28 protein-coding genes are annotated in these 25,723 nt (G+C 70.7%); 12 read left to right on the top strand and 16 right to left on the bottom strand.

The window, feature by feature from the left end; all coding sequences use genetic code 11:
- Position 1: 1 nt before the first annotated feature.
- Together FCN18_RS22110 and FCN18_RS22105 are read left to right on the top strand one after the other, a co-directional pair.
- Positions 2-796 (top strand): HAD-IIA family hydrolase, encoded by a 795-nt coding sequence (locus tag FCN18_RS22110; protein ID WP_112264503.1) that lies wholly within the window; start codon positions 2-4, stop codon positions 794-796.
- A gap of 37 nt (positions 797-833) precedes the next feature.
- A complete protein-coding gene (locus FCN18_RS22105; RefSeq protein WP_137096005.1) occupies positions 834-1,637 on the top strand; it encodes a metallophosphoesterase in 804 nt (267 codons plus the stop codon).
- Between the two features lie 81 nt (positions 1,638-1,718).
- On the opposite strand, the gene FCN18_RS22100 is transcribed toward FCN18_RS22105, so the two are convergent.
- Positions 1,719-2,561: an SDR family oxidoreductase gene (locus tag FCN18_RS22100; RefSeq protein WP_137096004.1), complete on the bottom strand. Its 843-nt coding sequence runs from the start codon at positions 2,559-2,561 to the stop codon at positions 1,719-1,721.
- A gap of 95 nt (positions 2,562-2,656) precedes the next feature.
- Between FCN18_RS22100 and FCN18_RS22095 the strand changes: the two genes are divergently transcribed.
- Positions 2,657-3,085, top strand: coding sequence for a winged helix-turn-helix transcriptional regulator (locus FCN18_RS22095; protein WP_137096003.1), 429 nt, complete (start codon positions 2,657-2,659; stop codon positions 3,083-3,085).
- Here the strand turns inward: FCN18_RS22095 and FCN18_RS22090 are convergent.
- From FCN18_RS22090 to FCN18_RS22080, 3 genes are read right to left on the bottom strand one after another with little or no spacing between them, the layout of a single operon-like run.
- Entirely contained in the window at positions 3,041-3,418 is a 378-nt protein-coding gene (locus tag FCN18_RS22090; RefSeq protein WP_112264495.1) for a YccF domain-containing protein, read from the bottom strand. The genes FCN18_RS22095 and FCN18_RS22090 overlap by 45 nt on opposite strands.
- Positions 3,419-3,453: 35 nt before the next feature.
- Positions 3,454-4,215 carry a PhzF family phenazine biosynthesis protein gene (locus FCN18_RS22085; protein ID WP_137096002.1) on the bottom strand — a complete coding sequence of 254 codons (762 nt, stop codon included), beginning with the start codon at positions 4,213-4,215 and terminating at the stop codon, positions 3,454-3,456.
- Positions 4,215-4,976 (bottom strand): PhzF family phenazine biosynthesis protein, encoded by a 762-nt coding sequence (locus FCN18_RS22080; RefSeq protein ID WP_137096001.1) that lies wholly within the window; start codon positions 4,974-4,976, stop codon positions 4,215-4,217. Before FCN18_RS22080 ends, FCN18_RS22085 begins: the two co-directional genes overlap by 1 nt.
- A gap of 116 nt (positions 4,977-5,092) precedes the next feature.
- Here FCN18_RS22080 and FCN18_RS22075 point away from each other — a divergent pair, with 116 nt between their 5' ends.
- A complete protein-coding gene (locus FCN18_RS22075; RefSeq protein WP_137096000.1) occupies positions 5,093-6,751 on the top strand; it encodes an AMP-binding protein in 1,659 nt (552 codons plus the stop codon).
- 209 nt (positions 6,752-6,960) lie between these two features.
- Here the strand turns inward: FCN18_RS22075 and FCN18_RS22070 are convergent, their stop codons facing one another.
- From FCN18_RS22070 to FCN18_RS22060, 3 genes are read right to left on the bottom strand one after another with little or no spacing between them, the layout of a single operon-like run.
- Positions 6,961-7,992, bottom strand: a complete 1,032-nt coding sequence (locus tag FCN18_RS22070) for an ion channel (protein WP_137095999.1) — start codon at positions 7,990-7,992, stop codon at positions 6,961-6,963.
- A gap of 47 nt (positions 7,993-8,039) precedes the next feature.
- Positions 8,040-8,999, bottom strand: coding sequence for a R2-like ligand-binding oxidase (locus tag FCN18_RS22065; protein WP_112264711.1), 960 nt, complete (start codon positions 8,997-8,999; stop codon positions 8,040-8,042).
- Between the two features lie 16 nt (positions 9,000-9,015).
- Positions 9,016-9,606: a TetR/AcrR family transcriptional regulator gene (locus FCN18_RS22060; RefSeq protein ID WP_112264466.1), complete on the bottom strand. Its 591-nt coding sequence runs from the start codon at positions 9,604-9,606 to the stop codon at positions 9,016-9,018.
- 90 nt (positions 9,607-9,696) lie between these two features.
- Here FCN18_RS22060 and FCN18_RS22055 point away from each other — a divergent pair, with 90 nt between their 5' ends.
- Positions 9,697-10,314: an HAD family hydrolase gene (locus FCN18_RS22055; RefSeq protein ID WP_267285371.1), complete on the top strand. Its 618-nt coding sequence runs from the start codon at positions 9,697-9,699 to the stop codon at positions 10,312-10,314.
- Here FCN18_RS22055 and FCN18_RS22050 read toward each other — a convergent pair.
- A complete protein-coding gene (locus tag FCN18_RS22050) occupies positions 10,311-10,532 on the bottom strand; it encodes a hypothetical protein (protein ID WP_112264462.1) in 222 nt (73 codons plus the stop codon). The genes FCN18_RS22055 and FCN18_RS22050 overlap by 4 nt on opposite strands.
- A 162-nt stretch (positions 10,533-10,694) precedes the next feature.
- On the opposite strand from FCN18_RS22050, the gene FCN18_RS22045 reads away from it, so the two are divergent.
- A complete protein-coding gene (locus FCN18_RS22045; protein WP_110343278.1) occupies positions 10,695-11,081 on the top strand; it encodes a cold-shock protein in 387 nt (128 codons plus the stop codon).
- Between the two features lie 164 nt (positions 11,082-11,245).
- On the opposite strand, the gene FCN18_RS22040 is transcribed toward FCN18_RS22045, so the two are convergent.
- The 3 genes from FCN18_RS22040 to FCN18_RS22030 are packed head-to-tail and all read right to left on the bottom strand — an operon-like array spanning position 11,246 to position 14,387.
- Positions 11,246-11,749: a DUF2771 family protein gene (locus FCN18_RS22040; protein WP_112264460.1), complete on the bottom strand. Its 504-nt coding sequence runs from the start codon at positions 11,747-11,749 to the stop codon at positions 11,246-11,248.
- Positions 11,750-11,759: 10 nt separating this feature from the next.
- Positions 11,760-13,568 carry an MFS transporter gene (locus FCN18_RS22035; RefSeq protein WP_112264458.1) on the bottom strand — a complete coding sequence of 603 codons (1,809 nt, stop codon included), beginning with the start codon at positions 13,566-13,568 and terminating at the stop codon, positions 11,760-11,762.
- Positions 13,569-13,610: 42 nt separating this feature from the next.
- On the bottom strand, positions 13,611-14,387 hold the full coding sequence (locus FCN18_RS22030; protein WP_112264456.1) for a glutaminyl-peptide cyclotransferase: 777 nt from the start codon (positions 14,385-14,387) through the stop codon (positions 13,611-13,613).
- Between the two features lie 64 nt (positions 14,388-14,451).
- Between FCN18_RS22030 and FCN18_RS22025 the strand changes: the two genes are divergently transcribed.
- Complete coding sequence (locus tag FCN18_RS22025) at positions 14,452-15,234, top strand: DUF3027 domain-containing protein (protein ID WP_112264454.1); 783 nt, start codon at positions 14,452-14,454, stop codon at positions 15,232-15,234.
- On the top strand, positions 15,212-18,046 hold the full coding sequence (locus FCN18_RS22020) for a sacsin N-terminal ATP-binding-like domain-containing protein (RefSeq protein ID WP_112264452.1): 2,835 nt from the start codon (positions 15,212-15,214) through the stop codon (positions 18,044-18,046). Before FCN18_RS22025 ends, FCN18_RS22020 begins: the two co-directional genes overlap by 23 nt.
- A 61-nt stretch (positions 18,047-18,107) precedes the next feature.
- On the opposite strand, the gene FCN18_RS22015 is transcribed toward FCN18_RS22020, so the two are convergent.
- Complete coding sequence (locus FCN18_RS22015; RefSeq protein ID WP_228714078.1) at positions 18,108-18,380, bottom strand: DUF2530 domain-containing protein; 273 nt, start codon at positions 18,378-18,380, stop codon at positions 18,108-18,110.
- 44 nt (positions 18,381-18,424) lie between these two features.
- On the opposite strand from FCN18_RS22015, the gene FCN18_RS22010 reads away from it, so the two are divergent.
- The gene (locus FCN18_RS22010; RefSeq protein ID WP_112264450.1) at positions 18,425-19,879 is read left to right on the top strand and encodes an NCS2 family permease; all 1,455 of its coding nucleotides are present in this window, start codon (positions 18,425-18,427) and stop codon (positions 19,877-19,879) included.
- A 145-nt stretch (positions 19,880-20,024) separates the two neighbouring features.
- Here FCN18_RS22010 and FCN18_RS22005 read toward each other — a convergent pair whose 3' ends face one another.
- The gene (locus FCN18_RS22005; protein WP_137095997.1) at positions 20,025-20,729 is read right to left on the bottom strand and encodes an ArsR/SmtB family transcription factor; all 705 of its coding nucleotides are present in this window, start codon (positions 20,727-20,729) and stop codon (positions 20,025-20,027) included.
- A 66-nt stretch (positions 20,730-20,795) separates the two neighbouring features.
- On the opposite strand from FCN18_RS22005, the gene FCN18_RS22000 reads away from it, so the two are divergent.
- From FCN18_RS22000 to FCN18_RS21990, 3 genes are all read left to right on the top strand, one after another.
- On the top strand, positions 20,796-21,578 hold the full coding sequence (locus FCN18_RS22000; RefSeq protein ID WP_137095996.1) for an isocitrate lyase/PEP mutase family protein: 783 nt from the start codon (positions 20,796-20,798) through the stop codon (positions 21,576-21,578).
- Positions 21,579-21,639: 61 nt separating this feature from the next.
- Positions 21,640-22,074: a MarR family winged helix-turn-helix transcriptional regulator gene (locus FCN18_RS21995; RefSeq protein ID WP_137095995.1), complete on the top strand. Its 435-nt coding sequence runs from the start codon at positions 21,640-21,642 to the stop codon at positions 22,072-22,074.
- A gap of 36 nt (positions 22,075-22,110) precedes the next feature.
- On the top strand, positions 22,111-23,433 hold the full coding sequence (locus tag FCN18_RS21990; protein WP_228714077.1) for an MFS transporter: 1,323 nt from the start codon (positions 22,111-22,113) through the stop codon (positions 23,431-23,433).
- Positions 23,434-23,622: 189 nt separating this feature from the next.
- Here the strand turns inward: FCN18_RS21990 and FCN18_RS21985 are convergent, their stop codons facing one another.
- From FCN18_RS21985 to FCN18_RS21975, 3 genes are all read right to left on the bottom strand, one after another.
- On the bottom strand, positions 23,623-24,246 hold the full coding sequence (locus FCN18_RS21985; RefSeq protein WP_112264441.1) for a superoxide dismutase: 624 nt from the start codon (positions 24,244-24,246) through the stop codon (positions 23,623-23,625).
- Positions 24,247-24,387: 141 nt separating this feature from the next.
- Positions 24,388-25,041, bottom strand: a complete 654-nt coding sequence (locus FCN18_RS21980; protein WP_112264439.1) for a biliverdin-producing heme oxygenase — start codon at positions 25,039-25,041, stop codon at positions 24,388-24,390.
- A 66-nt stretch (positions 25,042-25,107) separates the two neighbouring features.
- Positions 25,108-25,719 carry a TetR/AcrR family transcriptional regulator gene (locus tag FCN18_RS21975; protein ID WP_112264437.1) on the bottom strand — a complete coding sequence of 204 codons (612 nt, stop codon included), beginning with the start codon at positions 25,717-25,719 and terminating at the stop codon, positions 25,108-25,110.
- Positions 25,720-25,723: the final 4 nt, after the last annotated feature.

The raw sequence follows: 25,723 nt of genomic DNA, 5'->3' as shown, positions 1-25,723 counted from the left end.
CATGAGCGATCAGCGGTGGAGCTACCTGACCGACATGGACGGTGTGCTGGTGCACGAGGAGCACCTCGTGCCGGGCGCCGACGAGTTCCTCGCCGAGCTGCGCGCGGGCGACGCCGCGTTTCTCGTACTGACCAACAACTCCATCTACACGCCGCGTGACCTGCGTGCGCGGCTGCTGCGCACGGGACTGGACGTGCCGGAGGAGGCGATCTGGACCTCCGCGCTCGCCACGGCGAAGTTCCTGCAGGCCCAGCGCCCGAACGGCTCGGCGTACGTGATCGGCGAGGCCGGGCTCACCACGGCGCTGCACGAGGTGGGCTACGTGCTCACCGACAGCGACCCTGACTACGTCGTGCTCGGCGAGACGCGCACGTACAGCTTCACCGCGATCACGAGGGCGATCCGCCTGATCGAGCGCGGCGCCCGGTTCATCGCGACGAACCCGGACCCGACGGGACCCAGCCGCGAGGGGATCCTGCCCGCGACCGGCTCGATCGCGGCGCTGATCGAGCGGGCCACCGGCAAGTCTCCTTATTACGTCGGCAAGCCCAACCCGCTCATGATGCGCTCGGCGCTGCGTGCGCTCGGCGCGCATTCCGAGCACACCCTGATGATCGGCGACCGCATGGACACCGACGTGCACTCCGGGATCGAGGCGGGACTGCAGACGATTCTCGTGCTGTCCGGCATCTCCACGCGGGAGACGGCCGAGCGTTACCCGTTCCGGCCGACGCTCGTGGTGGACTCGATCGCCGACCTCGTGGGACGCACGAAGGACCCGTTCGGGGCGGCCTGATCTTCCGGCCCGGCGGCCAGGCCTTATCGTCGGAAAGGTGACGGACCATCCCACGTTCGTCGTCGGCGATGTCCACGGCTACCGCGACGAGCTCGCGGACGCCCTGCGGGAACACGAGCTGGTCGACGACTCCGACGACTGGGCGGGCGGTGAGGCCCACCTGTGGTTCCTCGGCGACTTCGTGGACCGGGGACCTGACGGGGTCGCCGCGATCGAGCTGGTGAAGAAGCTGCAGGAGCAGGCAGAGCAGGCGGGTGGCTCCGTGGAGACGCTGCTCGGCAACCACGAGATCCTGCTGCTCGGCATGTACCACTTCGGCGACACGGCCGTGCCGTCCGACTTCGGTCCGCGCAGCTTCGCCCGCAGCTGGGAGATCAACGGCGGGCAGCTCGCCGACCAGGACGACCTCACCCCCGAGCTCGTGAGCTGGCTGAGCGAGCGCCCTGTCGCCGCGAACACGGCCGACCACCTGCTGCTGCACTCCGACACGCTGGAGTACCTGGAGTGGGGCGACACCACCGAGGAGATCAACGACGCGGTCCGCGAGGTGCTCGCCGGTGACGATCTCGCGCAGTGGTGGGACGTCTGGCGCCGCATGACCACCCGGTACGCCTTCCGCGGCCCGCACGGGCAGCAGGCGGCCGAGACCCTGCTCGACCAGCTCGGCGGCGAGCGGATCGTGCACGGCCACAGTGTCATCGCCGACCAGCTCGGCATCCATCCGGCCCAGATCGAGGCGCCGTTCCTCTACGCGGGCGGCAAGGCGCTCGGCATCGACGGCGGCCTCTTCGTGGGCGGGCCGTGCCTGGTCGTGAAGCTCCCCTGGGAACCGCAGGACTGACTGCAGTGAAGGCCACCATGCCTGCGTTGAACGCAGTGAAGGTGGCCTTCACTGCAGTTGGGCACCGCGGTCGGCGGCGTGTCACGCGAGCAGCTTCGCCACCGCGTCACGCAGGGGTGTGGTGGGGCGGCCGATGAGGCGCGCGAGCTCGCCCGTGGCCTCGGAGAGCAGGCCGTCGCGGGTGTTGCCGTCGAGCGCGACGAGGAACCCGGCCGTCTCCTCGGGCAGGCCGGCGGCGAGCAGCGCCGCCCTGTGGTCCTCGGGGCTCAGGTCCTGGTAGGTGACGTCCTTGCCGGTCGCCTCGGCGACCGCGGCCGCGATGTCGGCGTAGCTGAACGCCGTGTCGCCGGAGAACTCGTACACCTTGTTCTCGTGGCCCTCGCCCGCGAGCACGGCTGCGGCGCCCGCCGCGTAGTCGGCCCTCGTCGCGCCCGCGACCCTGCCCTCGCCGGCGCTGCCGACGTAGGCGCCGGTCTCGGCGGCCTGGCGGATGCTCTGCTCGTAGTTCTCGATGTACCAGTTGTTGCGCAGGATCGCGTACGGCAGGCCCGAGTCGCGGATGACCTCCTCCGTCGCCTTGTGCTCCGGCGCGAGGATCAGCGGGCTCGTGTCGGCCTTGGGCGCGCTCGTGTAGGCCAGCAGTGAGACCCCCGCCTGCTCGGCGGCCTCGACCACGGCGGTGTGCTGCGGCACGCGCTTGCCGACCTCGCTGCCCGAGATCAGCAGCACCTTCTCGGCGCCGTCGAACGCCGTCTTGAGGGTGTCCGGCCGGTCGTAGTCGGCCTCGCGCACCTCGACGCCGAGGTCGGCCGCCTTCTCCGGACGGCGCGCCGCGGCGACGATCCGGTCGGCGGGGACGGTCTGCTTCAGTGCCTCGATCACCAGGCGGCCAAGGTGCCCGTTCGCACCGGTCACGACGATCACGTGGGTTCACTCCTCGCGGGTAGTTGAATGCTCACCTACGAGTGTGTACTAACTTCTGGAAAGTGCAACCCAGGAGTTAGTGCTATCTTTGTGACATGGAGGACGTGGATCGGCTGCTGCCGGACGTGTTCGCGCGCGCGTGCGAGTCGCGCAGTGTCGTCGAACACGTGGCCGGCAGGTGGGGAATCCTCGCGCTCGCCGCGCTGCATGAAGGGTCGTTCCGGTTCAACGCGCTGCGCCGCCGTGTCGACGGCGTGAGCGAGAAGATGCTGGCCCAGACGTTGCAGGCGCTCGAGCGCGACGGCTTCGTGCACCGCGACGCTCAGCCGAGCATCCCGCCGAGGGTGGAGTACAGCCTCACGCCACTGGGCAGGCGGACCGCCGAGAAGCTCGTGGACCTGATCATGCTCGTGGAGTCGAGCATGCCCGAGGTGCTCGGCGCGAGGGCAGCCTACGACGCGGCCAGGGCGGAGCCGGCGTCAGTCGCGCACGGGAACGATCTCGCGGCCCAGCGGCACCAGTGACACCGGGATCATCTTGAGGTTTCCGATGCCCAGCGGGATGCCGATGATCGTGATGCACAGCAGGATGCCGGTGACCAGGTGGCCGAGCGCGAGCCACCAGCCGGCGAAGACGATCCAGATGATGTTGCCGAGAAGGGAGAACGCCCCCGCGTCGCGGCGGTCGGTGAGCGTGCGGCCGAACGGCCAGAGCGCGTAGTTCGCGATGCGGAACGAGGCGAGCCCGAACGGGATCGTGATGATCAGGATGCAGCAGATGATCCCGGCGACGACGTAACCGACGGCCATCCAGAAACCCGCGAGCACCAGCCAGATCACGTTCAGCAACAAGCTCATGAGCCCATTGTGCCCGGTTTGCCGGTCGCGGCGGCTCAGCAGTTCAGTGACCCCGCGAAGACCGTCACCGCCTGCCCCGACAGGTGTACGCGGTCACCACGCAGGCGCATGCGGACCATGCCGCCGCGAGGGGACGCCTGCTCGCCCACCAGCTCGGTGCGGCCCAGTCGCTCCGCCCAGTACGGCGCCAGGGCGCAGTGTGCCGAACCGGTGACCGGGTCCTCGGGGATGCCGACCTTGGGCGCGAACACCCGGCTCACGAAGTCGAGCCCAGGCCGGTCGCCCGGCGCGGTCACCGTCACCCCACACGGCACTTCGAGCACGGCCAGCCCCGCGAGGTCCGGCTCGACGGCCCGCACCTGCCCGGCCGTGGCCGCCCGCACGAGAATGTCGTCGGAGGTGCGGGTGACGTCCTCGATCCCGACGCCCGGCAGCAGTGCCGAGACGTCGTCACTCGCGGGCACCGGCACGTCGGCGGGCAGGTCGAGGTGCACCCAGCCGTCGCGCGACTCGCACCGCAGCTCGCCCACGCGGGTGGTGAAGACGTGCGACCCTCCGAGCACGTGCGTGGTGGCGAGCGTCGCGTGCCCGCAGAGGTTCACCTCGGCGAGCGGGGTGAACCAGCGCAGCGGTTCCGGCTCCTCGCCGAGCACGACAAACGCCGTGTCGGCGTGCCGCAGTTCCGCGGCCACGTGCCGCATCCACTCGGCGTCGACCGGTTCGTCCAGCAGCACCACCCCGGCCGGGTTGCCCGCGAAGGCCCGGTCGGTGAACGCGTCGACGACGTAGAGACGCATCAGACCAGCAGCTCGCCCTCGGCGACGGTGACGGCGGAGCCCGAGAGCCGGACCCGCTCACCCAGCAGAGCCGTGTGCACGGTGCCGCCCCGTGCCGACGCCTGCTCGCCCACCAGCTCCGTGCGGCCCAGCCGCTCCGTCCAGTAGGGAGCGAGCGTGCAGTGCGCGGAGCCCGTCACCGGGTCCTCCGGCACGCCGACCGCGGGGCCGAACACCCGGCTGACGAAGTCGATGCCTGGCCGGTCGCCGGGCGCGCTGAGGATGACGCAGCGCGCGTCCACCTCCGCGAGCGCGCCGAGGTCGGGCTCGGCGCCGCGCACCAGTGCGGCGTCTCCGACCACCACGAGCACATCCGACACACCCCTGGCGACGTGCTCGGGCGTGAGCCCTGGCAGTCCCGCCGACACGTCCACCTCGGCCGGTTTCGGCGGATCGGCGGGAAACTCCATCGAAACGCGGCCATCCGCCGCCGTGCAGCGCAGCTCACCGGAGCGGGTGCGAAACACCTGCTCGCCGCCGAGGACGTGCGCCGTGGCGAGCGTCGCGTGCCCGCACAGGTCGACCTCCGTGGTGGGCGTGAACCAGCGCAGCGGCTTCGGTTCCTCCTCCTCCGTCACCACGAACGCGGTCTCCGAGTGCTTCAACTCGGCGGCGACGTGCTGCATCCAGCCCGCGTCGGCGGGCTCGTCCAGCAGCACGACGCCGGCGGGGTTGCCCGAGAAGGGCCGGTCGGTGAAGGCATCGACGAGGTACAGGCGCATACGCCGACAATAGGTCGATCGGGTGGCGCGATCCCCTCCATTTGCAGATGGCCGGTTCCACCTGGCGTTCCTAGACTTCGACCGAGCCGTCATAGCCGACGTGGAGGAGGGGCATCATGCCGCACGCGCCCGCAGTTCCCAGTTACTCATCCGGTGTCTCCGACGTCCCCTTGCTCGGCGACACGATCGGCGACAACCTCGACCGCACCGTCCAGAGCTTCGGCGACCGCGACGCACTCGTCGACCGGCCGAAGGGGCAGCGGTGGACCTACCGCGAACTGGCCGCCGAGGTCGACGCGCTCGCGCTCGGCCTGCTGGAGAAGGGGATCGGCAAGGGCGACCGGGTGGGCATCTGGGCGCCGAACTGTGCCGAGTGGACCTTCACGCAGTACGCGACGGCGAAGATCGGCGCGATTCTCGTGAACATCAACCCCGCGTACCGCTCGCACGAACTGGAGTACGTGCTCAACCAGGCGGGCATCCGCATGCTGGTGGCCGCGGAGAAGTTCAAGACCTCCGACTACGCCGGCATGATCGCCGAGGTCCGACCGCGCTGCGAGGCGTTGACCGACGTCATCCTGCTCGGCAGCGGCGACTGGACGGCGCTGCTGGACACCGGGCGGCAGGCCGACCGCGCGCGGCTCGCTGAGGTGCAGGCCACGCTCAGCGCCGACGACCCCATCAACATCCAGTACACGTCGGGCACCACGGGCTTCCCTAAGGGCGCGACGCTCAGCCACCACAACATCCTCAACAACGGCTTCTTCGTCGGCGAGCTGTGCGGCTACACCGAAGCCGACCGCATCTGCATCCCGGTGCCCTTCTACCACTGCTTCGGCATGGTGATGGGCAACCTCGCGGCCACGAGCCACGGCGCGTGCATGGTGATCCCGGCGCCGTCCTTCGAGCCGAAGGCCACGCTGGAGGCCGTGCAGGCGGAGCGCTGCACGTCGTTGTACGGCGTGCCGACGATGTTCATCGCCGAGCTGTCCGATCCGTCGTTCGAGTCGTTCGACCTCTCGTCGCTGCGCACCGGCATCATGGCGGGCTCGCCGTGCCCCGTCGAGGTGATGAAGCAGGTCATCGAGCGGATGGGCATGGCGGAGGTGTCGATCTGCTACGGCATGACGGAGACCTCGCCGGTGTCCACGCAGACGCGCGCGGACGACTCGATCGAGCGCCGCGTCTCGACGGTCGGCCGGGTCGGCCCGCACCTCGAGGTCAAGATCGTCGACCCGGAGACGGGCCTCACCGCGCCGCGCGGGGAGCCGGGCGAGCTGTGCACGCGCGGGTACTCGGTGATGCTCGGGTACTGGGAGCAGCCGGACAAGACGGCCGAGGCGATCGACGCGGCACGCTGGATGCACACCGGCGACCTCGCGGTGATGGACGACGAGGGCTACGTGAACATCACCGGTCGCATCAAGGACATGGTGATCCGCGGTGGCGAGAACATCTACCCGAGGGAGATCGAGGAGTTCCTCTACACGCACCCGGACATCATCGACGCGCAGGTGATCGGCGTGCCCGACGCCAAGTACGGCGAGGAGCTGATGGCGTGGGTCCGGATGCGGGAGGGCGCCGAGGCGCTGACCGCCGAGAGCCTGCGCGAGTTCTGCGCAGGCAAGCTCGCGCACTACAAGATCCCGCGCTACGTCCACGTCGTCGAGGAGTTCCCGATGACGGTCACCGGCAAGGTCCGCAAGGTCGAGATGCGCGCAAAGTCCGTGGAACTGCTGGGACTCGAGGACGTCGCGCGGCTGAAGCACGCCTAGGAGTGTGCTGAACAGCCCCGCCCGTAGCGAGCGGCGATCAGGCGGCGGTGTCCTTGCGGGACACTCGCCACCCGAGGTCCTTGCGGGACACCGGGCACCCGAGCCCAGCAAGGCGGAGGGAAGCCCTCTATCGGGTCGTGCTCGGGATTTCCGGCAACGCGGCGAGGCGCCGTCTGGGCGTCGCGCAGGGCAACGGTTGTTCAGCGCTCCTAGGCACGCAACGCGCCCGCGACCTCCTCGGATGTCAGCCGTCGCGAGCCGACGTAGTACAGCACCGCGCCCGGTGTCAGCTCGTCGTCCCAGCCGGGGTTGACCAGGAGCCGGCCTCCGGTGCGGGCGGCGAGCAGCGTCGCGCCGTGACGGCGGCCCAGCGCGGTGCGGAGGTGCCCCGCCCGCACCGCGCCCGCCGCCTCGGGCATCGTGACCGAGTAGGTGTTGGCGCCGCCGTGGGTCATCAGCTCCGCGTACACCTCCGCGATGCCGGGCGACTGCAGCTCCTCGGTGATCATCCGGGGCGTGTGCCACTGGATGCAGCGGATCCGCTCGCCGATGTAGCCGAGCAGCGACGTGCGCGCGAGGTCCCGCAGCGTCACCACGGTGTGCGCCTCGCGGGTGAGGTGGTCGACCGCGAGCGCGATCGCGAGCGCCTCGTTGTCGTCGCGGGCGTCCACGAGCACCCCGGCGGCGCGGTGCACGCCGGCCCGGCGCAGCACGTCGTCGTCGGTGAGGTCGCCCCGCACGTAGTCGACGGGCTGGTCGGCCATCGGGTGCGCGCCGACGTCGTCCCAAGCGCACAGCACGAGCCTGTTCGCCGTGGTATCGGCCAGCAGCTCGGCCGCGATGCGCTCGGTGCGGCCGGGGGTGTAGCCGATGAGCACGACGTGACCTGCCGCGTCGACGGTCCCGGAACCCTGCATTCGCCGTCCCCTTCGCCGTTCGAGCACGGACGCGATCTTGGTGAACACCGTTGTGAGCGCGGTGATGCCGCCGACGACCACGTAGGCGCCCACCACGCGGCCGGGCACCGTTTCCGGGAAGAAGTCGCCGTAGCCGACGGTCGACGTGGTGATCACGAAGTACCACCAGTAGTTGCCGGGCCGCACCAGCTCGCTGCCCGCGGGCTCGGCCAGCGCCATGAGCGGCCAGCTCGTCCCGAAGACGACCAGGATCACCGCGACGGGCGTGGCCCAGCTCGTGAGCACGCTGAACCTGGCAAGCAGTCGCGACAGCAGGAACGGCACGCTTCTCCCGGAGTTCTCGCCCCTTTTCCGCGCAGCCTAGCCGATGATCAGCCAGCGACCTCCGCGAACGCCTTCGCGTCCTCGCTACCGAAGGTCTCCTCCAGTTGCTCCGGTGAGTAGTCCACGTCGATGGCGGCGACGTCGGCGCCCCTCGCCGACTCGATCGCGCCGAGCCTGCGCTGTGCCCGGTCGGCCGCGTACTGGACGAACTCCTGGTTGTCGATGCCGAAGGGCGGTTCCTCGAACTGGGCGTTGACCCACTCGATCATGCCGAGCGCGTGCGGCAGCAGCTCACCCATGCGTTGCTGGACGACCTCCCACAGCGAGTCGTCGGCCGCGATGTGCCTGCGGCACGTGAAGGTGCCCCACGCCATGTGCCTGCGCTCGTCGTCGCCGATGCGGCGGACCAGCTCCTGCATGCCGGGCAGGATGCCGCGCACGGTACAGACCTTCTGCCACGCGTAGTACCCGGTGAGCGCCAGACTGCCCTCGATGACGTGGTTGTAGGTGACGCTCGCGCGGATCTGGTTGACGGGGCTAGGATCGCTCGCCAGCACGTGCAACGACTCGGGCAGCTCCTCGTAGAAGAGCTTGCGGTAGTGGGGGTTCTCGGCGACATAGGGATGGAGGTCGTCGGTGAGCCCGACGGCGTCCATCCAGCGCCGGAACACCTCGGTGTGCTTGGCTTCCTCGAAGCAGAACTGCGTCAGGTACATCTCGTCGGCGAGCCTGCCTTCGGCCGCCATCGCCTGCATGAACGGCTGGATGTCCTCGGTCACCGCCTCCTCGCCCGCGATGAACTGCGCGCACAGGTACGTCGCCGAGCGGCGTTCCTCGTCGTTCAGCGACTCCCAGTCGGCGCGGTCGGCGCTGAAGTCGATGTCCGCGGGGTTCCAGAACTTCTTGTTGCCCTTGACGAACAGGCGCAGCGGGAACGACTCCCAGTTGAGCCCGCCGCGGCGCAGTGACTGAAAGCCTTCCCGGTGCGGTGCGATGGTTCCGGTCATGGTCATCCCTTCCGTTTCACTCCGTTGTGGACGAATGGATCAGTGCCGTCAGCACGGTGCAGACTCCGTCCGCCGCCTCCTCGGCCGTGTGAGTCGGCAACACCAGGTAGCTCAGCGTGAGCCGGATCTGGGTCTCGGCGACGAAGTCCGGATCGGACAGTCCGGGCAGCCGGTCGCGCAGGTAGGCCACGGCCACCTCACCCGCGGCGCGCAGGATCGGCTCGCCGCGCGTGGTGAGGTAGGGCAGCAGGTCCTCGCCTGCCTCGGTGCCGAGCGCGGCGGCGACCAGCCGGTTGCGCCGCGCGTGCTCGATGGTGAACACGGTCGCGTCGTGGACACCGGTGAGCACGTCGGCCGCGGCGTCGAGCCGCTGCTGGATGCCCTCGGCGAACTCGGCCATCGTGCGCAGTGCCACCGCCTGCACGAGCGCGGCCTTGCTGCCGAACTCGTTGTAGACGGTCTGCCTGCTCACCCCCACCTTCGCCGCGACGTCGGCCATCCGCAGCCCCGCGTACCCGCGTGCGGGCAGCAGGTCGGTGGCGGCGTCGAGCAGCTGCTCCCGCAGCGACGCCTTCGTGCGTTCGGTGAATGAAGTGACCTGCGACACGTATTCAGCTTGACACAGACACGTCTGGTGTCAAGAAGCTCGACATCCTCCGTTCGAATGTCAAACGCGGCGACCCGATACGGTGAGCTGGTGGGGATACGTGTGGGGTGTGTCGGTTTCGACCTGGACATGACGTTGATCGACCCTCGGTCGGGCATGATCGCGGCCATGGGCGAGCTCGCCGAGGAGAGCGGTTACCCGCTCGACGGCGAGTACTTCGCGGCCAACCTGGGTCCGCCGCTCGACCACGTGCTACGCGGGTTCGAGACCCCGGAGGAGCGCATTCCAGAGCTCGTCTCCCGGTTCCGCGAGATCTACCCGGACGTGGTGGTCCCGCGCACGGTCGCGCTGCCCGGCGCGGCCGAGTCGCTGGGAGCCGTGCACCGGCTCGGCGGCACGACGCTGGTCGTGACGGGCAAGTACGAGCCCAACGCGGCACTGCACGTGAAGGCGCTCGCGTTCGATGTCGACGCGCTCGTGGGCGACCTGTGGGCGACCGGCAAGGCGGTGGCGCTCACCGAGCACGGCGCGGTGGCCTACGTCGGCGACTACACCGGGGACATGGAGGGCGCGAAGGCCGCGGGGGCGCTCGCCGTCGGCGTCGTCACGGGACCGTGCACGCGTGAGCAACTGCTGGCGGCAGGCGCGGACGTGGTGCTCGGCTCGCTCGCCGAGTTCCCGGACTGGCTGGCGGCGAACAGCGACTAACGCTGGCGGTGTTCGCGGACCAGCGCGATGAGGCCCAGGCCGAGACCGAGCGGCGTGATCACGCCCGCGGCCGCCGACAGCCACACGGGCAGGTCCTCGAGCCCGGCGGCGAAGAGTACGAACACGACGATCACGGCCAGCATGCCGAGGGCGAACAGCGCGATGCCGAGCCTCATCAACCAGGACTTACGGGCGGTGTCGCGGACGGCGGTCTCCATGTCGCCATCTTAGAGCGCGTTATGTCCTTCTCCGTACGGTGTGTGGCGAGATAGGCTTGGTGGATACGCGTCCTGGGTACGCACCTGGGGCGCGTTCGTCGTGCGGGGCCGGCCACTGCGGCCGGGCGCGTTGCAGGAGTAGCGAAGGAACGGGTGAGGGCAGTGCCGACCGGCAAGGTCAAGTGGTACGACGCGGACAAGGGGTTCGGCTTCGTCACGCAGGATGGCGGAGAGGACGTCTACATTCGGAAGTCCGCGCTACCGCAGGGGGTGGAGGCCCTCAAGGCCGGGCAGCGGCTGGAGTTCGGCGTCGCCGACGGCAGGCGCGGGCCCCAGGCACTCTCCGTCCGGCTGCTCGACCCGCCGCCCTCGGTGGCCGAGGCGCGCAGGCGCCCCGCCGAGGAGTTGCACGGCCTGATCGAGGACATGATCAAGCTCCTGGAGATGCGGGTTCAGCCGGACCTGCGCCGTGGCCGTTACCCGGACCGCAAGAACATCAAGCGGATCGCCGAGGTCATGCGCGCCGTCGCCAGGGACCTCGACCCCTAACCCGCTCAGCCCTCAGCTGCCCCAAAGCCGCAGTGAAGGCCACCTTCACTGCGTTGATCGAACACAGTGGCGCGCAGCGTCTCCGTTTGGGTGGTGGTGGGAGACGGGTGGGCGCAGGCATGGTGGCCTTCACCGCGGGCTTCGGGCTCAGCGGGTCAACGGGGTCAGGCCGGGTCGATCTTCAGCGACCACACGCCGCGAGCGAGCAGCTGGGGATTGCCGTTCTCGTCGAGGATCGGGTTGCCCTGCTGATCGGCGGCGTACACGCCACCGAGCTGCTGGATCTCCACCGTCAGCAGCTGGTCGGTCGGCTTCTCCGGCGTGACCGTGACGGCCTGCTGGGGATCGTCGCGGTCGGTGAACGTGCGCGGGGGCAGCAACTTCACGGCGCCGGACGCGTCGCGGTACTCCGCGTACAGCGTCCACACGGTGCTCGTGACCTCCGAGGGCAGCGACACCTGGACGGACTTGCCTGGCCGCACCTTCAGCGACACGCGCTCACCCGCGGGCTCGCATTCCTTCAACATGCCGTCGCAGTACTGGTCCATCGGCTCGGCTGCCACCGACTCGCCGTCGGCGTAGAAGGTGACCTCCGGGAAATGGGTGCCGGAGCAGCCCGCCAGAACCACCGCCGCGGCACCGAGGACCGCCACTACCGCACGTCGCATGGCCCGAAGATTACGGTCCCCGCCTGGCACCGGCGGGATCGGGGCGCAGTGGCCGGTCCCCGCCGAGGCCGGGGACGAGCGAGGAACCCTTGCGCACGAGGTAGGTCTGTGTGAGCCCGAGCGCGAGCAGGACCGACACCACCAGGAAGCCGATCCAGTACGTCGGCGGCAGCAGCAGACCAACCGCGCCGCCGAACACCCACGCCAGCTGCAGCACCGTCTCGGAACGGCCGAACGCCGACGCGCGGGACTCCTCGGGCAGGTCGTCCTGGATCACGGCGTCGAGGCTGTTCTTGGCGAGCGCGCTCGCGGTGGCGCCGACGAGACCCACCACGGCCGCGGTCGCGAGCCCGGCCAGCAGTGCCGCGAGGATCGTCGACGCGAGCGTCGCCGCGACGCAGCCGAGCACCACCTGGTCGGACTTGCCGAAGTGCATGCGCGAGCCCAGCGCGTTGCCGAGGAAGCCGCCCGCACCGGCCGCGGCGCCGATGATGCCGAGCAGCAGCAGCTGCATGAAGGGGCTGTAGTTGCCCTCCTCGGTCTGCGCCTTCACCGCGAACGCGGCGAACATCATCAGGAAGCCGGTGAGCACGCGGATGGTCCCGTTGCCCCACAACGCGACCACGATGTGCCTGCCCATCGGCTGGCGTTTCTTCTGCACCGGCATGCGCTGGCTGAGGGACGCGGGCACCTCGCCCTCGGTGACCTCGACCCACGACGGGATCCGCATCGCCTGCGCCGCACCGGCCACGCAGATGGCGGCCGTGAACCAGAGCGCGCCCGCCGAGCCGATGACGGAGTTGATGCCGGCGGCCACGGCGCCGAACGCGCCGCCGGCTGCGAGCCCGAACACGGCGAGCCGCGCATTGGTCTTCGACAGTGTGATCTCGGGCGGCAGCACGCGTGGCGTCACGGCAGCCTTGAGCACCATGAACGACTTCGAGAGCACCATCTTCCCGAGCGCGGCGGGGTAGAGCACCCACGAGTCGAAGTTCAGCGCCATCAGCACGCACATGAGCGCCTGCCCGGCCGACGCCACGCACATCGCGAGCCTGCGGCCCCGCTGGATCTTGTCGAGCGCCGGGCCGATCACGGGAGCGACGAGCGCGAACGGCGCGATGGTGATCAGCAGGTACAGCGCGACCTTGCCGCGGCTCTCGCCGCTGCTGGCCGCGAAGAAGAGCGTGTTCGCCAGCGCGACGGCCATGGCGGCGTCGCTGGCGTAGTTGAGCATCACCGCGTAGGTCAGCGACGTGAGCCCTGACTTCTCCGCGCCGTCGGCCTTGGTGGCCCTGCGGAAGGCGTCGACGGCCTGGCCCGAGAGCTGCCGGCTGCGCAACGCGGCGACGCGCGTGACGGTGAGCTTCTTCGGCAGCTTCGGCAGGCTGTTGTCGGCGCCGTCGAAGCGGTGCTCGGCGCGGGTCTTGTCGTCGTCCGCCTGCCTGCCCGGGTCGTCGCTGTCCCTCGGCTGGCCGGGCGCGTAGCCGCCGGTGTCGTAGCGCTCGTAGTTCCGAGGAGGCTGCGGCGGGGGTGGCGGCTGGTTCCACGGCCTCGGCGGAGGCGGCGGGTACGGGCGGGCGCCCCGGTGTGGTCCCGGCGGCGGCTGGTGGGGTGGCGGCTGCGACTGCGACGAAGCGGGCGGGGTCTGCACCGGCACGGCCCCGGTCGGGGCGTCGTCGGCGGTCGGCTGCGGAGCGGGCTCGGGGCGGTAGGCCCTGGTCGGCCTCGGCGGCGGGTTGACGCGGGTGCGCTCAGCAGGCGGCTGGTTCGCCCCCGGTTCGGGCGTCCATTTCCGCTTGCCCCTCCTGCTCGAACGCATGTACCCAATCCTGCCGTACTCAGGGCGTCCCGCGCTGCGCGATCAGGACACCGGGACGAGATTCACCCTGAACATCTTGGGCCACAGCTTCCCAGTGATCAGGAACTGGTCCGTCCCCGGATACGCGGCGATGCCGTTGAGCACGTCGGCGCCCTCCTCCTCGCCGGGCTCGAGCAGCCCGGAGGCGTCGATCCGGGCGGTCACGGCGCCGGTGCTGGAGTCGATCCGCACGATCTCGTCGGTCTGCCAGACGTTGGCGTAGACGGCGTCGCCGACGCATTCCAGCTCGTTGAGGTCCTCGATCCGACGGCCCGCGTCGGCGACCGTCACCGAGCCCGTCTCGGCGAAGGTCCGGGGGTCGCGGAACGTCAGCGTGGACGTGCCGTCGCTCATGACGAGCCGGTCGCGGTCCGGCTGGTGGCAGATTCCCCAGCCCTCGCCGGAGTACTCGACGCGGCGCCGCTCGGCGAGCGTCTGCGCGTCGCGCTCGATGGCGACGCCGTTCTGCCAGGTCAGCTGCCAGATCGTGGTGTCGACCACGGTGATGCCCTCGCCGAAGAGCGGCTCGGGCAGCGCGACCTGCCGCGTCGGCTCTCCACCTGCCGGGCCCGCGCGCAGCGACGAGCGGCCGACGAGGCCGGTGCCCTCGTAGAGGGTGTCGCCCGCGAACTCGAGGCCCTGGGTGAACGCCTGGGGGTCGTGGGGCAGTTCCTCGACCACCTCGACCCGCAGCCGTTCGGCGGAGCCAGGGCCGGGAGCGGGGTCCTCAGCGGCGGCTCCGCAGGCTCCGACGGCCCCCACGACGGCGACGACAATCATGACGCGCTTCACGTCACCAGCCTGACACGAACGCGCTGGGTTACGTGCTGCACAATTGGTGCTTATGACCCTGCTGCTCACCCTCGACGACGGCGCGATTCGCCAGAAGCTGGTCGATGCGGTCGAGCTGGCGCGTGAGGCCGCCGTGCTCGACGCGGGAGCGGAGCACGTTGGCGAGCACGTCGCCGTCGAGCACGAGGACGCCGTGTCGGCGACCCACCTGTTCGACTCCAAGCTCGCCGGATACCGGGGCTGGCACTGGTCGGTGACCGTGGCCACGGCCGGGGTCGACGAGCCCGTGACGGTCAGCGAGGTCGTGCTGCGGCCGGGGCCGGACGCGCTGGTGGCCCCCCGGTGGGTGCCGTGGGAGCACCGCGTGCGTCCCGGTGACCTCGGGGTCGGCGACATCTTCCCGACCGACGCCGACGACCTCCGGCTCGCGCCCGCCTACCTCGACTCCGACGACCCCGAGGTGGAGGAGACGGCCCACGAGCTGGGTCTCGGCCGGGTGCGGGTGCTCTCGCGCTACGGCCGCGAGGAGGCCGCGACCAGGTGGCACCGAAGTGAGTTCGGGCCCCGCTCGGACATGGCGCGCAGCGCCCCCGACGTGTGCGGCACGTGCGGCTTCTACCTCCAGCTCGGCGGCTCGCTGCGCGCGGCCTTCGGAGTGTGCGGCAACGAGATCTCGCCAGCCGACGGGCACGTGGTGCACACCGAGTACGGCTGCGGCGCGCACTCCGAGGTCGAGGTGGAGGTGACGTCGTCGGTGCCGGTCGCCGAACTCGTCTACGACGACTCGCTGCTCGACATGGAACCGGCGGCCGGTGAGCAGCCCGCCGAGTCCTGACCCCTTCGCGACGGGTGCGCTCCGCTCGTCGGTCCTGCGGGCCTGGCGGGATTCGCCGACCCGGTTCACCGAGGACACCAACGCCGAGCGTGACCTGAGGGCGGGCGGCTACCGCGACCGCCTCTTCGTCGAGCTGGCCCAGAACGCCGCCGACGCGGCAGCGGCTTCCGGCGAGCCCGGGCGGATTCGGGTTTCCGTTGTGGACGGTGAGCTGCGCGTCGCGAACACCGGGGCTCCGCTGGACGCCGAGGGCGTGGCCGCGCTCGCTTCGCTGCGGGCGTCGGGCAAGCGCGAGGGCGCGGTCGGCCGGTTCGGTGTCGGGTTCGCCGCGGTGCTTGCGGTGACGTCGGCGCCGCGCGTGGTGTCCCGCACCGGCGGGGTCGCGTTCTCCGAGGACCGCACGCGCGCGGAGTCCGGACGGGACGGGGCCGTGCCGATCCTGCGGCTGCCGTGGCCGGTGACCGCCGGCGAACCACCCGTGCCCGAGGGCTTCGACACCGAGGTGCGCCTGCCGCTGCGCACGGGCACCCAGGGGCACACCGAGGTGCTCGACCGCATCCGTACCGAGGTGCCGGATCTGCTGCTGGCGCTGCCGTGGCTCGCGGAGATCGACGTCGACGGCGAGGTCTGGCGGCGTTCGGCCGATGGCGACGTCGTGGAGCTGACCGCACCGGACGGGCAGGGCACGCGCTGGCTCACGCATTCCGGCGAGGCCTGCGTGTGGGCGGTCCCGGTGGACGCCGACGGGGTGCCGCGGCCGGTCGAGCAGGACGTGCTCCACACGCCGACGCCCACCGACGAGCGGCTCTCGCTGCCCGCCCGCCTGCTGGCCTCGGTGCCGGTGGAGCCGTCGCGCCGCCGGGTGCTCGCCGGTACCGCCACTCGTGACGCGCTCGCCGCGGCGGCACGGGCTTACCCGGGACTCGTCCGGAGCGTGGCGCCCCGGTACCGGCTCGCCCTCGTGCCCAGAGCCGGGTTTCCGATGTCCGAAGTGGACACCGAGCTGCGCGAGCTGGTGACGCGTCGGCTCGCAGAGGACTCGTGGTTACCCGCCGCCTCGGGCGCCGAGCTGCCCGGCGAGCGGGCGCGCGTGCTCGGCGCCGACGAGCCCCGACTGACCGAGCTGCTGGCCGACGTGCTGCCCGGCCTCGTCGCCGCCCCGTTGTGCGGGCCCGAGATCGCGAAGGTTCTCGCGAGCGTGGGCGCGAGCACCGTGGGCGTCGCCGAACTGGTCGAGGCGGTCACCGGCATCACGCGCGAGCCTTCGTGGTGGCACGCGCTCTACGCCGTGCTGTTCGACGCCGTCGAGCGGCACGCGATCGCACCCCACGAGCTGGGCGCGCTGCCCGTGCCGCTCGCCGACGGCCGCACGGTGCCGGGGCCGAGGGGCGCGCTGCTGGTGGACGACCCCGAACCGGTTGGTGACGCCCACATCGTCGGGCTGCACATCGTCCATCCCGACGCCGTGCACCCGCTGCTGCGGCGGCTCGGCGCCACGCTCGCCGGGCCCGGAGACCTGCTGGCCGCGCCCGCGCTGCGGGAGGCCGTGGAGCGCAGCGTCGAGGACGCGCTGTCCGGAGTGGACGTTCTGCCGCTCGTGGAGACCGTGCTGCGCCTGGCTGGCGGGACCTCCGGTGAGGACCTCGGCGCGCTCGCGCTGCCTGCGCGCGATGGCTGGCGGCGGGCCGACGAGCTCGTCCTCCCGGAGTCCCCGTTGCTGGACGTGCTCGATCCCGAGGCGCTCGGCGAGGAGGCGCCGCTCGACGTGCTGGACGCCGGGTTCGCGCGGCGCTGGCCGGACGACGTGCTGACGGGCGTGGGCGTGCTCGACACGTTCGTGGTCGTCGACGACGAGGAGCCCTCGGGACCCGACCACGACCTGCCGGACGAGGACGAGTGGTGGGACTCCCGCGAGACGCCGCCCGCGCGCGTGCTCGCCGTGCGCGACCTCGACCTGGTCGCCGACGACGCCTGGCCCGCCACCGTGCGGCTCCTCGCGGCGCGACCGGAGACGTGGCGCGCGCTGAGCGAACCCGAGGGGCACACGCGCTGGTGGCTCGCGCGGGCGGCGTTGCTCGAAGACCGCGCGCCCGGCGAGTGGCGGCTGCCGGAGGCCGAGCACCTGGCGGGGCTCTACGAGCCGGTGCCCGACGTCGGACTGCCGACCCACCTGCTGGAGGCGCTCGGCGTGCGCCGCGACCTGACGCCGAGGGCAGCCGAGGACGCGGAGGACCTGTGCGCGCGGCTGGCCGACCCCGACCGCGTGCTGCCGCCGGGGCTCGTGCTCAGGGCGCACGCGGCGCTGGCCGGCCTGCCGCCGGAGTACGCCGAGGAGGTCGACCCGCCCGCGCGCGTTCGCGCGCTCGACGGCTCCGTCGCCGACGCGGCGGACGCGGCGGTGCTGGACGCGCCGTGGCTGACGGCGGCGTGGCAGGCGAACCGGCTCGTCGCGCTGCCCGGTTACGCCGACGCCCCGGCGCTGGCCGAGCTGTTCGACCTGCCGCTCGCCGGTGACGTCACGACGGCCGAGGTGACGAGCGAGGGCGAGCTCGCCGCGTGGCGGGACCTGCCCGCGATCGGCGAGGTCGCCGACCTGCTCGGTGTCGAGCTGCCGGACGGCGGTGTCGTCGTGCACGAGAAGCTGACCGTGGGCGCGGGCGCGGTGCCGTGGTGGTTCGACGGCGCCCTGCACGCGGCCGACACCTCGGAGGGACTGGCGAGGGCGTTCGCCTGGGCCGCGGACCGCTGGGCCGAGCGGCTCACGATCGAGGCCTTGCTGGACGACCCCGACCCGCGCACCCTGCTCACCTAGCCGCAGTGAAGGCCACCTTCACTGCGTTCAACGCAGTGAAGGTGGCCTTCACTGCGGGTGGTCAGAGGACGCGCTGGGCTCCACGGGAGCCGCGGCGGGAGGCCGCCGACTGCCAGGCGATGATGACGAAACCGACGCAGCCGAGGCCAGCGCCCGCCAGCGTGGTCCACAGCCAGTCACCGTCGACGCCGGCGATCAGCATCGCCGCGAACGCGATGAGCCAGATCACTGTCCCTGTGATCACCGGCGCCCATAGACCCACCAGCACCTTCGGCAGGTCCGGCGGCGGGCGAAACTGACCTGTAACACCCGGGGAGTTGCTGGCTTCGTCCACGTGGGACAGGCTACCGCTGCCGGTACGACTGAAGGCAGGTGACGATGGCACGGACGAGCACCGAGAAGCCGACGACGAAGCCGCTCGACCGCTTCTTCAAGATCAGCGAGCGCGGCTCTACGGTCGGCAGAGAGGTGCGCGGCGGACTGGTCACGTTCGTGACGATGGCCTACATCATCGTGCTCAACCCGCTCATCCTCGGCAGCTTCAGCGCCGAGGGGCCGGGCGCGAAGACGGACTCGACGGGGGCCATCCTCGGTGTCCCGCAGGTCGCGGCCGTCACGGCGCTCGTCGCAGGGGTGCTGACGATCCTGATGGGCGTCGTCGCGAACTTCCCGTTCGCGCTGGCGGCGGGGCTCGGCATCAACGCGCTCGTGGCGTACACGATCGCGCCACAGATGACCTGGGCCGCCGCGATGGGGCTCGTGCTCGTCAACGGACTCGTCGTGCTGCTGCTCGTGATCACCGGCGTGCGCAAGATGGTGTTCAACGCGGTGCCGCCGCAGCTCAAGGTCGGCATCGCCGTCGGAATCGGCCTGTTCATCGCGCTGATCGGCCTCGTGGACGCCGGGTTCGTCACGCCGGGCTCTGGCACGCCGGTGCAGCTCGGCATCAACGGGTCCATCGCGTCGTGGCCCACGGCCGTCTTCGTGGTGACGCTCGTGGTCATGGCGATCCTGGTGGCGCGCAACATCAAGGGCGCGATCCTGCTGGGCGTGCTGTTCGGCACGGTGCTGGCGATCGTCGTCGAGGCGATCGTGAACGCGGGACCCTCGAACGGTGAGGTCGCCACGGGCTGGAACCTCGGCTACCCGGCGCTGCCCGGCGAGGTCTTCGGCATCCCTGACCTCTCGCTGCTCGGCGAGGTGAACTTCGACGCCTGGGTGCAGGTCCCGGCGATCACCGCCGCGCTGCTGGTGTTCAGCCTGGTGCTCACCGACTTCTTCGACACGATCGGCACCATGACCGGGCTCGGCCGCGAGGCCGGGCTCGCCGACAAGGACGGCCAGCTGCCCAACGTCGGCAAGGGCCTGTTCGTCGACTCGCTCGGCGCCGTCGCCGGTGGGGCGGCCTCGGCGAGCTCGAACACCGTCTACGTCGAGTCGGCCGCCGGTATCGCAGAGGGGGCCCGCACGGGCCTGGCGAACGTGGTGACCGGCCTGCTGTTCATTGCCGCGATGTTCTTCACGCCGCTCTACGAGGTGGTGCCCATCGAGGCGGCGGCGCCCGCGCTCGTGGTTGTCGGTGCGCTGATGATCAGGCAGATCACCGAGATCGACTTCCGGGACTTCACCGTCGCGCTGCCCGCCTTCCTGACGATCGTGGTCATGCCGTTCACGTACTCGATCGCCAACGGCATCGGCGCCGGGTTCGTGAGCTACGTGGTACTCCAGGCCGCGACGGGCCGGGCACGCACGGTCCACCCGCTGATGTGGATCGTCTCGGTCGCGTTCGTCGTCTACTTCGCGATCGGCCCGATCCAGGCCGCGCTCAGCTGAGGCCGTTGCCCAACGCAGTGAAGGCCACCATGCCTGCGCCCAACTGCAGTGAAGGCCACCATGCCTGCGCCCGCCCGTCTCCCGCCGCCGCCCAAACGGAGACGCTGCGCGCCGCTGTGTTGGTTCGACGCAGTGAAGGTGGCCTTCACTGCAGTTGGGTGAGGTCCAGGTCCAGCAGGGTTCGCAGGGCTTCGGTGCCGGCCGGGGTGACGGTCACCGCGCGGTGGGTGCCGATGCGCTTGATCCAGCCCGTGGCCAGCAGGCGGTCGCAGATCCGGGCGCCCGCGAGGCCGGCCAGGTGCGAGCGGCGCTCGGTCCAGTCGAGGCACGCCTTCGCGAGCGGTCTGCGGCTGCTCCGCAGGTCCTCGGGCGAGATGCCGAGCGGGCCGGTCAGCCAGTCCACGCCGTCGCTGGTCAGTGCGAACCCGGCCGTCGTGTCGAGCAGGCCACGCGCGGCGAGCGCGTCGGTGATCGCCACGCCCAGCCTGCCCGCGAGGTGGTCGTAACACGTTCGGCCCCGCGCGAGCGCGGCCGAAACCCGCGACGTGCGCAGCGACGCCGGGCGCTCCGGCGCAGGTTCGAGGTGTGCGACGAGCCCTTCGAGCAGCTCGGCGACCCTCGGCCCAGCGAGCTGGACGTAGCGGTGCCTGCCCTGCCTGCGCTCGACGAGCAGCCCTCCCGCGACCAGCTTGCCGAGGTGCTCGCTCGCCGTGGACGCGCTGACGCCCGCGAGCGTGGCCAGCTCACCGGCCGTCCACGCGCGCCCGTCGAGCAGCGCGAGGCAGAACCGGGCGCGCGTGTCGTCGCCGAGCAGCCGGGCCAACGCGGCGAGTTCGGACGAGCGGGCCATGGCCACGATTCTCCGCCGCCGACGGTTCGGCCCACACCGAAGAGTCCCGCTCCTACCGTGAATGCCATGAGCACCGCCGACTTCGCCGCCTTTTACGACCTGCACCACGGCGCTGAGCCGCTGTTGCTGCCCAACGCCTGGGACCACGCCGGCGCCGCCGCGCTGGTCGCGGCGGGTTGCCCCGCGATCGGCACGACGAGCCTCGGCGTCGCCGCCGCGCACGGTCTACCCGACGGCGAGGGCCGCACCCGCGAGCAGACCGTGGTACTGGCGCGGCGGCTGACGCAGCTGCCGTGCCTGCTCACGGTGGACGTCGAGGGCGGGTTCAGCGACGACGCCGGCGAGGTCGCCGAGCTGGCTCTGGAGCTGGCCGAAGCGGGCGTCGTGGGCGTCAACATCGAGGACGGGCGGGGTGAGGGCACACTCGCCGATCCGGGCGCGCAGGCCGGGTTGATCACGGCGATCAAGGACCGGGTGCCCGGGCTGTTCGTCAACGCCCGTGTGGACACCTACTGGCTCGGTGTCGACACCGGTTCGCTCGCGCCCACGCTCGACCGCGCGCGGCGGTACGCCGACGCCGGGGCCGACGGGATCTTCGTGCCGGGGAGGCTGCCGGACATCGCGGCCGTGGCCGAGGGCGTCGACCTGCCGCTCAACGTGCTCTACCTGCCCGGCGGCCCTTCGGTGGCGGAGCTGGGCCAGCTGGGGGTGCGGCGCGTCAGCACCGGCTCGCTGCTGTTCCGCACGGCGCTGGGGGCCACGGTCGACACCGCCGTGGCGATCCGCGACGGTTCCGAACCGGCCCTCGCGGCGCCCTCGTACTCCGACGTCCAGCGGCTGATCGGGTGACAGTCGTTGCCTTGCTCACCATCGACGCAGGTCCGGCCAGATCGTAAGGTATGCTAAGCATGTGTCCGACCCTGCCCACGACCGGTCGCTGGCGAGCCACCTGCGGCTCTCGGTCGTGCGGTTGAACCGCAGGCTACGGGCACAGCGAACCAGCGAGGACCTCTCGCTGACCCAGATCTCCGCGCTGTCCACTTTGCACAAGTGCGGCGCGATGACCCCGGGTCAGCTGGCCGCGAAGGAAGGCGTGCAGCCTCCGTCGATGACGCGGGTGATCGCGGCGCTCGAAGAACTGGCCTACGTCGAGCGCACGCCGCATCCCACCGATGGCCGCCAGGCGATCGTGGCGATCACCGACAAGGGGCTCGAGTACGTGCACGCGACGATCTCCGCGCGTGAGGCCTGGCTGGACGGAAAACTAGCGGAACTGAGCGGCGAGGAGCGCGAAGTGCTCTCCAGAGCCGCCGAGATCATCGACAGGATGGCGGGCCACGGCTGACGCCCCCACCCTCGTCGCGGGAGGCGACAACACGGCGTGAGCATCACGGGTAGCGCAGCTCAGACATCTGTTCCCGAACCCGTTACGCCATCAGCCGTAGCCGCCCGACCGGACAAACCGCGCAGCGGCATGTTCGCGTCCCTGCGAGTGCGCAACTACCGGCTGTTCTTCTCCGGCCAGATCATCTCCAACGTCGGCACGTGGATGCAGCGAATCGCGCAGGACTGGCTCGTGTTCACGCTGAGCGGCTACGACCCGGTCGCGCTCGGCATCGCGGTCGCACTGCAGTTCACGCCCACGCTGCTCCTGTCGCTGTGGGCCGGGGTGCTCGCCGACCGTGTCGACAAGCGCAAGCTGCTCATCGCCATTCAGGCGGGCACGCTCGTGCAGGCCGCCGTGCTCGGCGTGCTGGTGCTCACCGACGTTGCCGTGCTGTGGCACGTGTACCTGCTGTGCTTCGTGCTCGGCATCCTCTCGGCGCTCGAGGTGCCGACGCGGCAGTCGTTCGTCGCCGAGATGGTCGGCAAGAACCAGGTCGCCAACGCCGTGGCGCTCAACTCGTCGATCTTCAACATGGCCAGGATCGTCGGGCCCGCCATCGCCGGGTTCGCGATCGTGGCTGTCGGCACCGGCTGGCTGTTCGTCGCCAACGCGGTGAGCACCCTCGCCGTGATCGCCGGGCTCGCGCTCATGAAGGCCGACCAGCTCTTCCGGGGACCGGCGGTCGAGCGCGGGAAGGGGCAGCTTCGCGAGGGCCTTCGCTACGTGCGCGGACGTTCGGATCTCATGACGGTGATGGTGCTCGTGTTCTTCGTGAGCACGTTCGGCATCACGTTCTTCACGTCACTGGCGATCGTGGCGGGCAACGTCTTCGGGACCGAGGCCGACGGTTACGGCATGCTCTCCACGCTGCTCGCGGTCGGCACCTTCACGGGCGCGCTGGCCTCGGCGCGCAGGGGCAGCAGGCGCAAGCCGAGCGTGCGGGTGCTGCTGCTGTCGGCGTTCGCGCTCGGGGCGATCGAGTTCGGGACGGCGTTCATGCCGACGTACCTGACGTTCGGTCTCGCGCTGGTGCCGCTGGGGTTCGCGACGATCACATTCCTCAACACGGCCAACGCGCTTGTGCAGACGTCGGTCAGCCCGCAGATGCGGGGCCGCGTGATGGGCCTGTACGTGCTGGTGTTGATGGGGGGCAACCCCGTCGGCGGGCCGATGACGGGCTGGATGGCCGAGACGTTCGGCGGGCGCTCGCCGTTCTACCTCGGCGGGGCGATCGCTGCGCTCGCGGTGGTGGTGTGCGCGGTGGTCCTCTACCGTGCGCGACGGACCCCCTTGCGTACCGGGATGAGGTTAGGCTAACCTCATACATGTCCGCTTCGTGGTGGGAGCGGCAGTCAGTTCGGGAACGGCGGGGCCCCGGGTCGGTAACACCGACCCGGGGCCCCGTTCCTGTCCGCACCTGTATCCACCCCGCACGCAGTGAAGGCCACCTTCACTGCGTTGAACGCAGTGAAGGTGGCCTTCACTGCAGGTGGTGCTAACCCTGGGTCAGGGGAGGAGCAGGCCGTTGCGGCCGGCCTTGGCGTCCTCGAAGCGCTTGCCGATCTCGGCCCAGTCGAAGACGTTCCACAGGGCGTTGACGTAGTCCGGCTTCACGTTCTTGTACTGCAGGTAGAACGCGTGCTCCCACACGTCGACCAGCAGGATCGGCGTGGTCGGCAGGATCAGGTTGTTGTGGTGGTCGCGCAGCTGCTGGGTGATCAGCGTCTTGCCGATCGGGTCCCACGACAGCGCGCCCCAGCCGTTGCCCTGGATCGTGGTGCAGACGGCGGTGAACTGCGCCTTGAACTTGTCAAAGGAGCCGAACGCGTCGTCGATCGCCGCGGCGAGCTCGCCGGTCGGCTTGTCGCCACCGTTCGGCGACAGGATCTTCCACCACACGACGTGGTTGGCGTGACCGGCGAGGTTGAACGCGAGCGTGGTCTCGAGGCCGACGATCGAGCCGAAGTCGTTGGCGTCCCGCGCGGCGGCGAGCTTCTCGAGGGTCTGGTTCGCGCCGTTCACGTACGTCTGGTGGTGCTTGCTGTGGTGCAGTTCGTTGATCTCACCCGAGATGTGCGGCTCGAGGGCGCCGTAGTCGTAGTCGAGATCGGGGAGCTCGTACGTGGGCATTAGCCCTCCTTCTTCCGTGCTTTCGACACAAGTCCTTCAGGTTGCAAACCTAGTAGCCAGCCGATTCGCTGGCTAACCGGGCCGCTGCCAGTTGACCTTGCTATGTCGAGCTAACTGGAGGTCAAGAGGGTGTTACGACGCTCACGCGGCCCGGTGGTCCTCGATCGTGCGGGCGAGGTCGGCCAGCACGGCGATGTTGAGCTCGAAGGCCATCAGCGTCTCGTCCACGACGCGCTGGCGCTCGGCCTCGTCCCAGGGTGCCCCGTCCAGCAGCGCGCGGTAGCGCTTGCGGAACACCGACGGGCTGCCGAGCGTGGCGAAGTCGTAGAACAGCGCGCCGGGGCCGGTGACGCCGTAGGTGCGCTTGAGCAGGGAGCCGACCACCTGGCCGCCCGCGAGGTCGCCGAGGTAGCGCGTGTAGTGGTGCGCGACGTAGCCGCCCGCCCAGTCGAACGCGACCGAGCGCAGCCTGCGCACGTACTCCTCGGTCGCGGGCACGGGCTCGATCTCGGCCCGCCAGTTCGGGCCCGCGAGGAACTCGAGGTCGGCCACCAGTGCGGGGGTGCGGCGCAGCTCGTCGATCACGAACGGCGCGCCGACCGGATCGTCGGCCATCGCGTCGGACGCCGCTTCGAGAGTCGAGTAGATGAAGTAGTACTGCGCGGCGAGCCGGGTGTAGCCCTCGAGGCTCAGCGCTCCGTCGAGCAGGGCGCCCATGTAGACCGAGCCGTGCGCGCGGTCGTGCACCTGCTTCGTGGACTCGCGCAGTGTCTGCGAGAACGCCGTCACCGTCATCACGCCCTCCTCGTTCTGACACGTTGTCAGAACGAGCGTAGGCGAAACTCCGTAGTTAGGCTACCCTTATTTCGGGCTACCGGCGGGTTTTACTCCGACCGCGCGCAGGATGAACGCCAACGCGGTGCCGATGGCGGCCTCGAGCTCCTCCGGTGGAACGTCCACCACCTGCCGCGCGCCGAGCGCCGCGGTGATCATGGGAACGACGATCGCGGGGTCCTGCTCCGGGAACACCCCGCTCGCCACGCCCTCCGCCAGGATCCCGCGCAGCTCTTCGGTGATCGGGTCGGCGTGCGCGGCGATCCGGCGGTACGACGACGGCGCGAGCGCGGACGCCAGCGTGCTGCCCGGCGGCAGGTGGTGGTCGGCGAGCGAACGCAGCTGCAGCCGGACGAACGTCGCGAGCTTCTCAACCGGGTCCGGCGCCGCGGCCACCGCCTCGCTCAGTCGCGTCACGTACTGAGCGGCCTCCTGCTCGACGAACGCGACGAGCAGGTGCTCCTTGTCGGGGAAGTGGTTGTAGATCGCCGTGCGGCCGACGCCGGCCTCCGCGGCCACGCCCGCGAGCGTGATCGCGTCGAACCCGCGCTCGTAGAGCTGGTTGCGCAGCGCGTCGAACACCCTCGTGCGGACCTGCTCGCGATGCTCGTGCAGCGAGCCACCGATGATCTTGGGCATCCGC

The sequence above is a fragment of the Prauserella endophytica genome (genome assembly GCF_005146945.1).
In the GTDB taxonomy this organism is placed as follows: domain Bacteria; phylum Actinomycetota; class Actinomycetes; order Mycobacteriales; family Pseudonocardiaceae; genus Prauserella_A; species Prauserella_A endophytica.
This window is presented reverse-complemented; position numbering and strand designations above follow the sequence as displayed.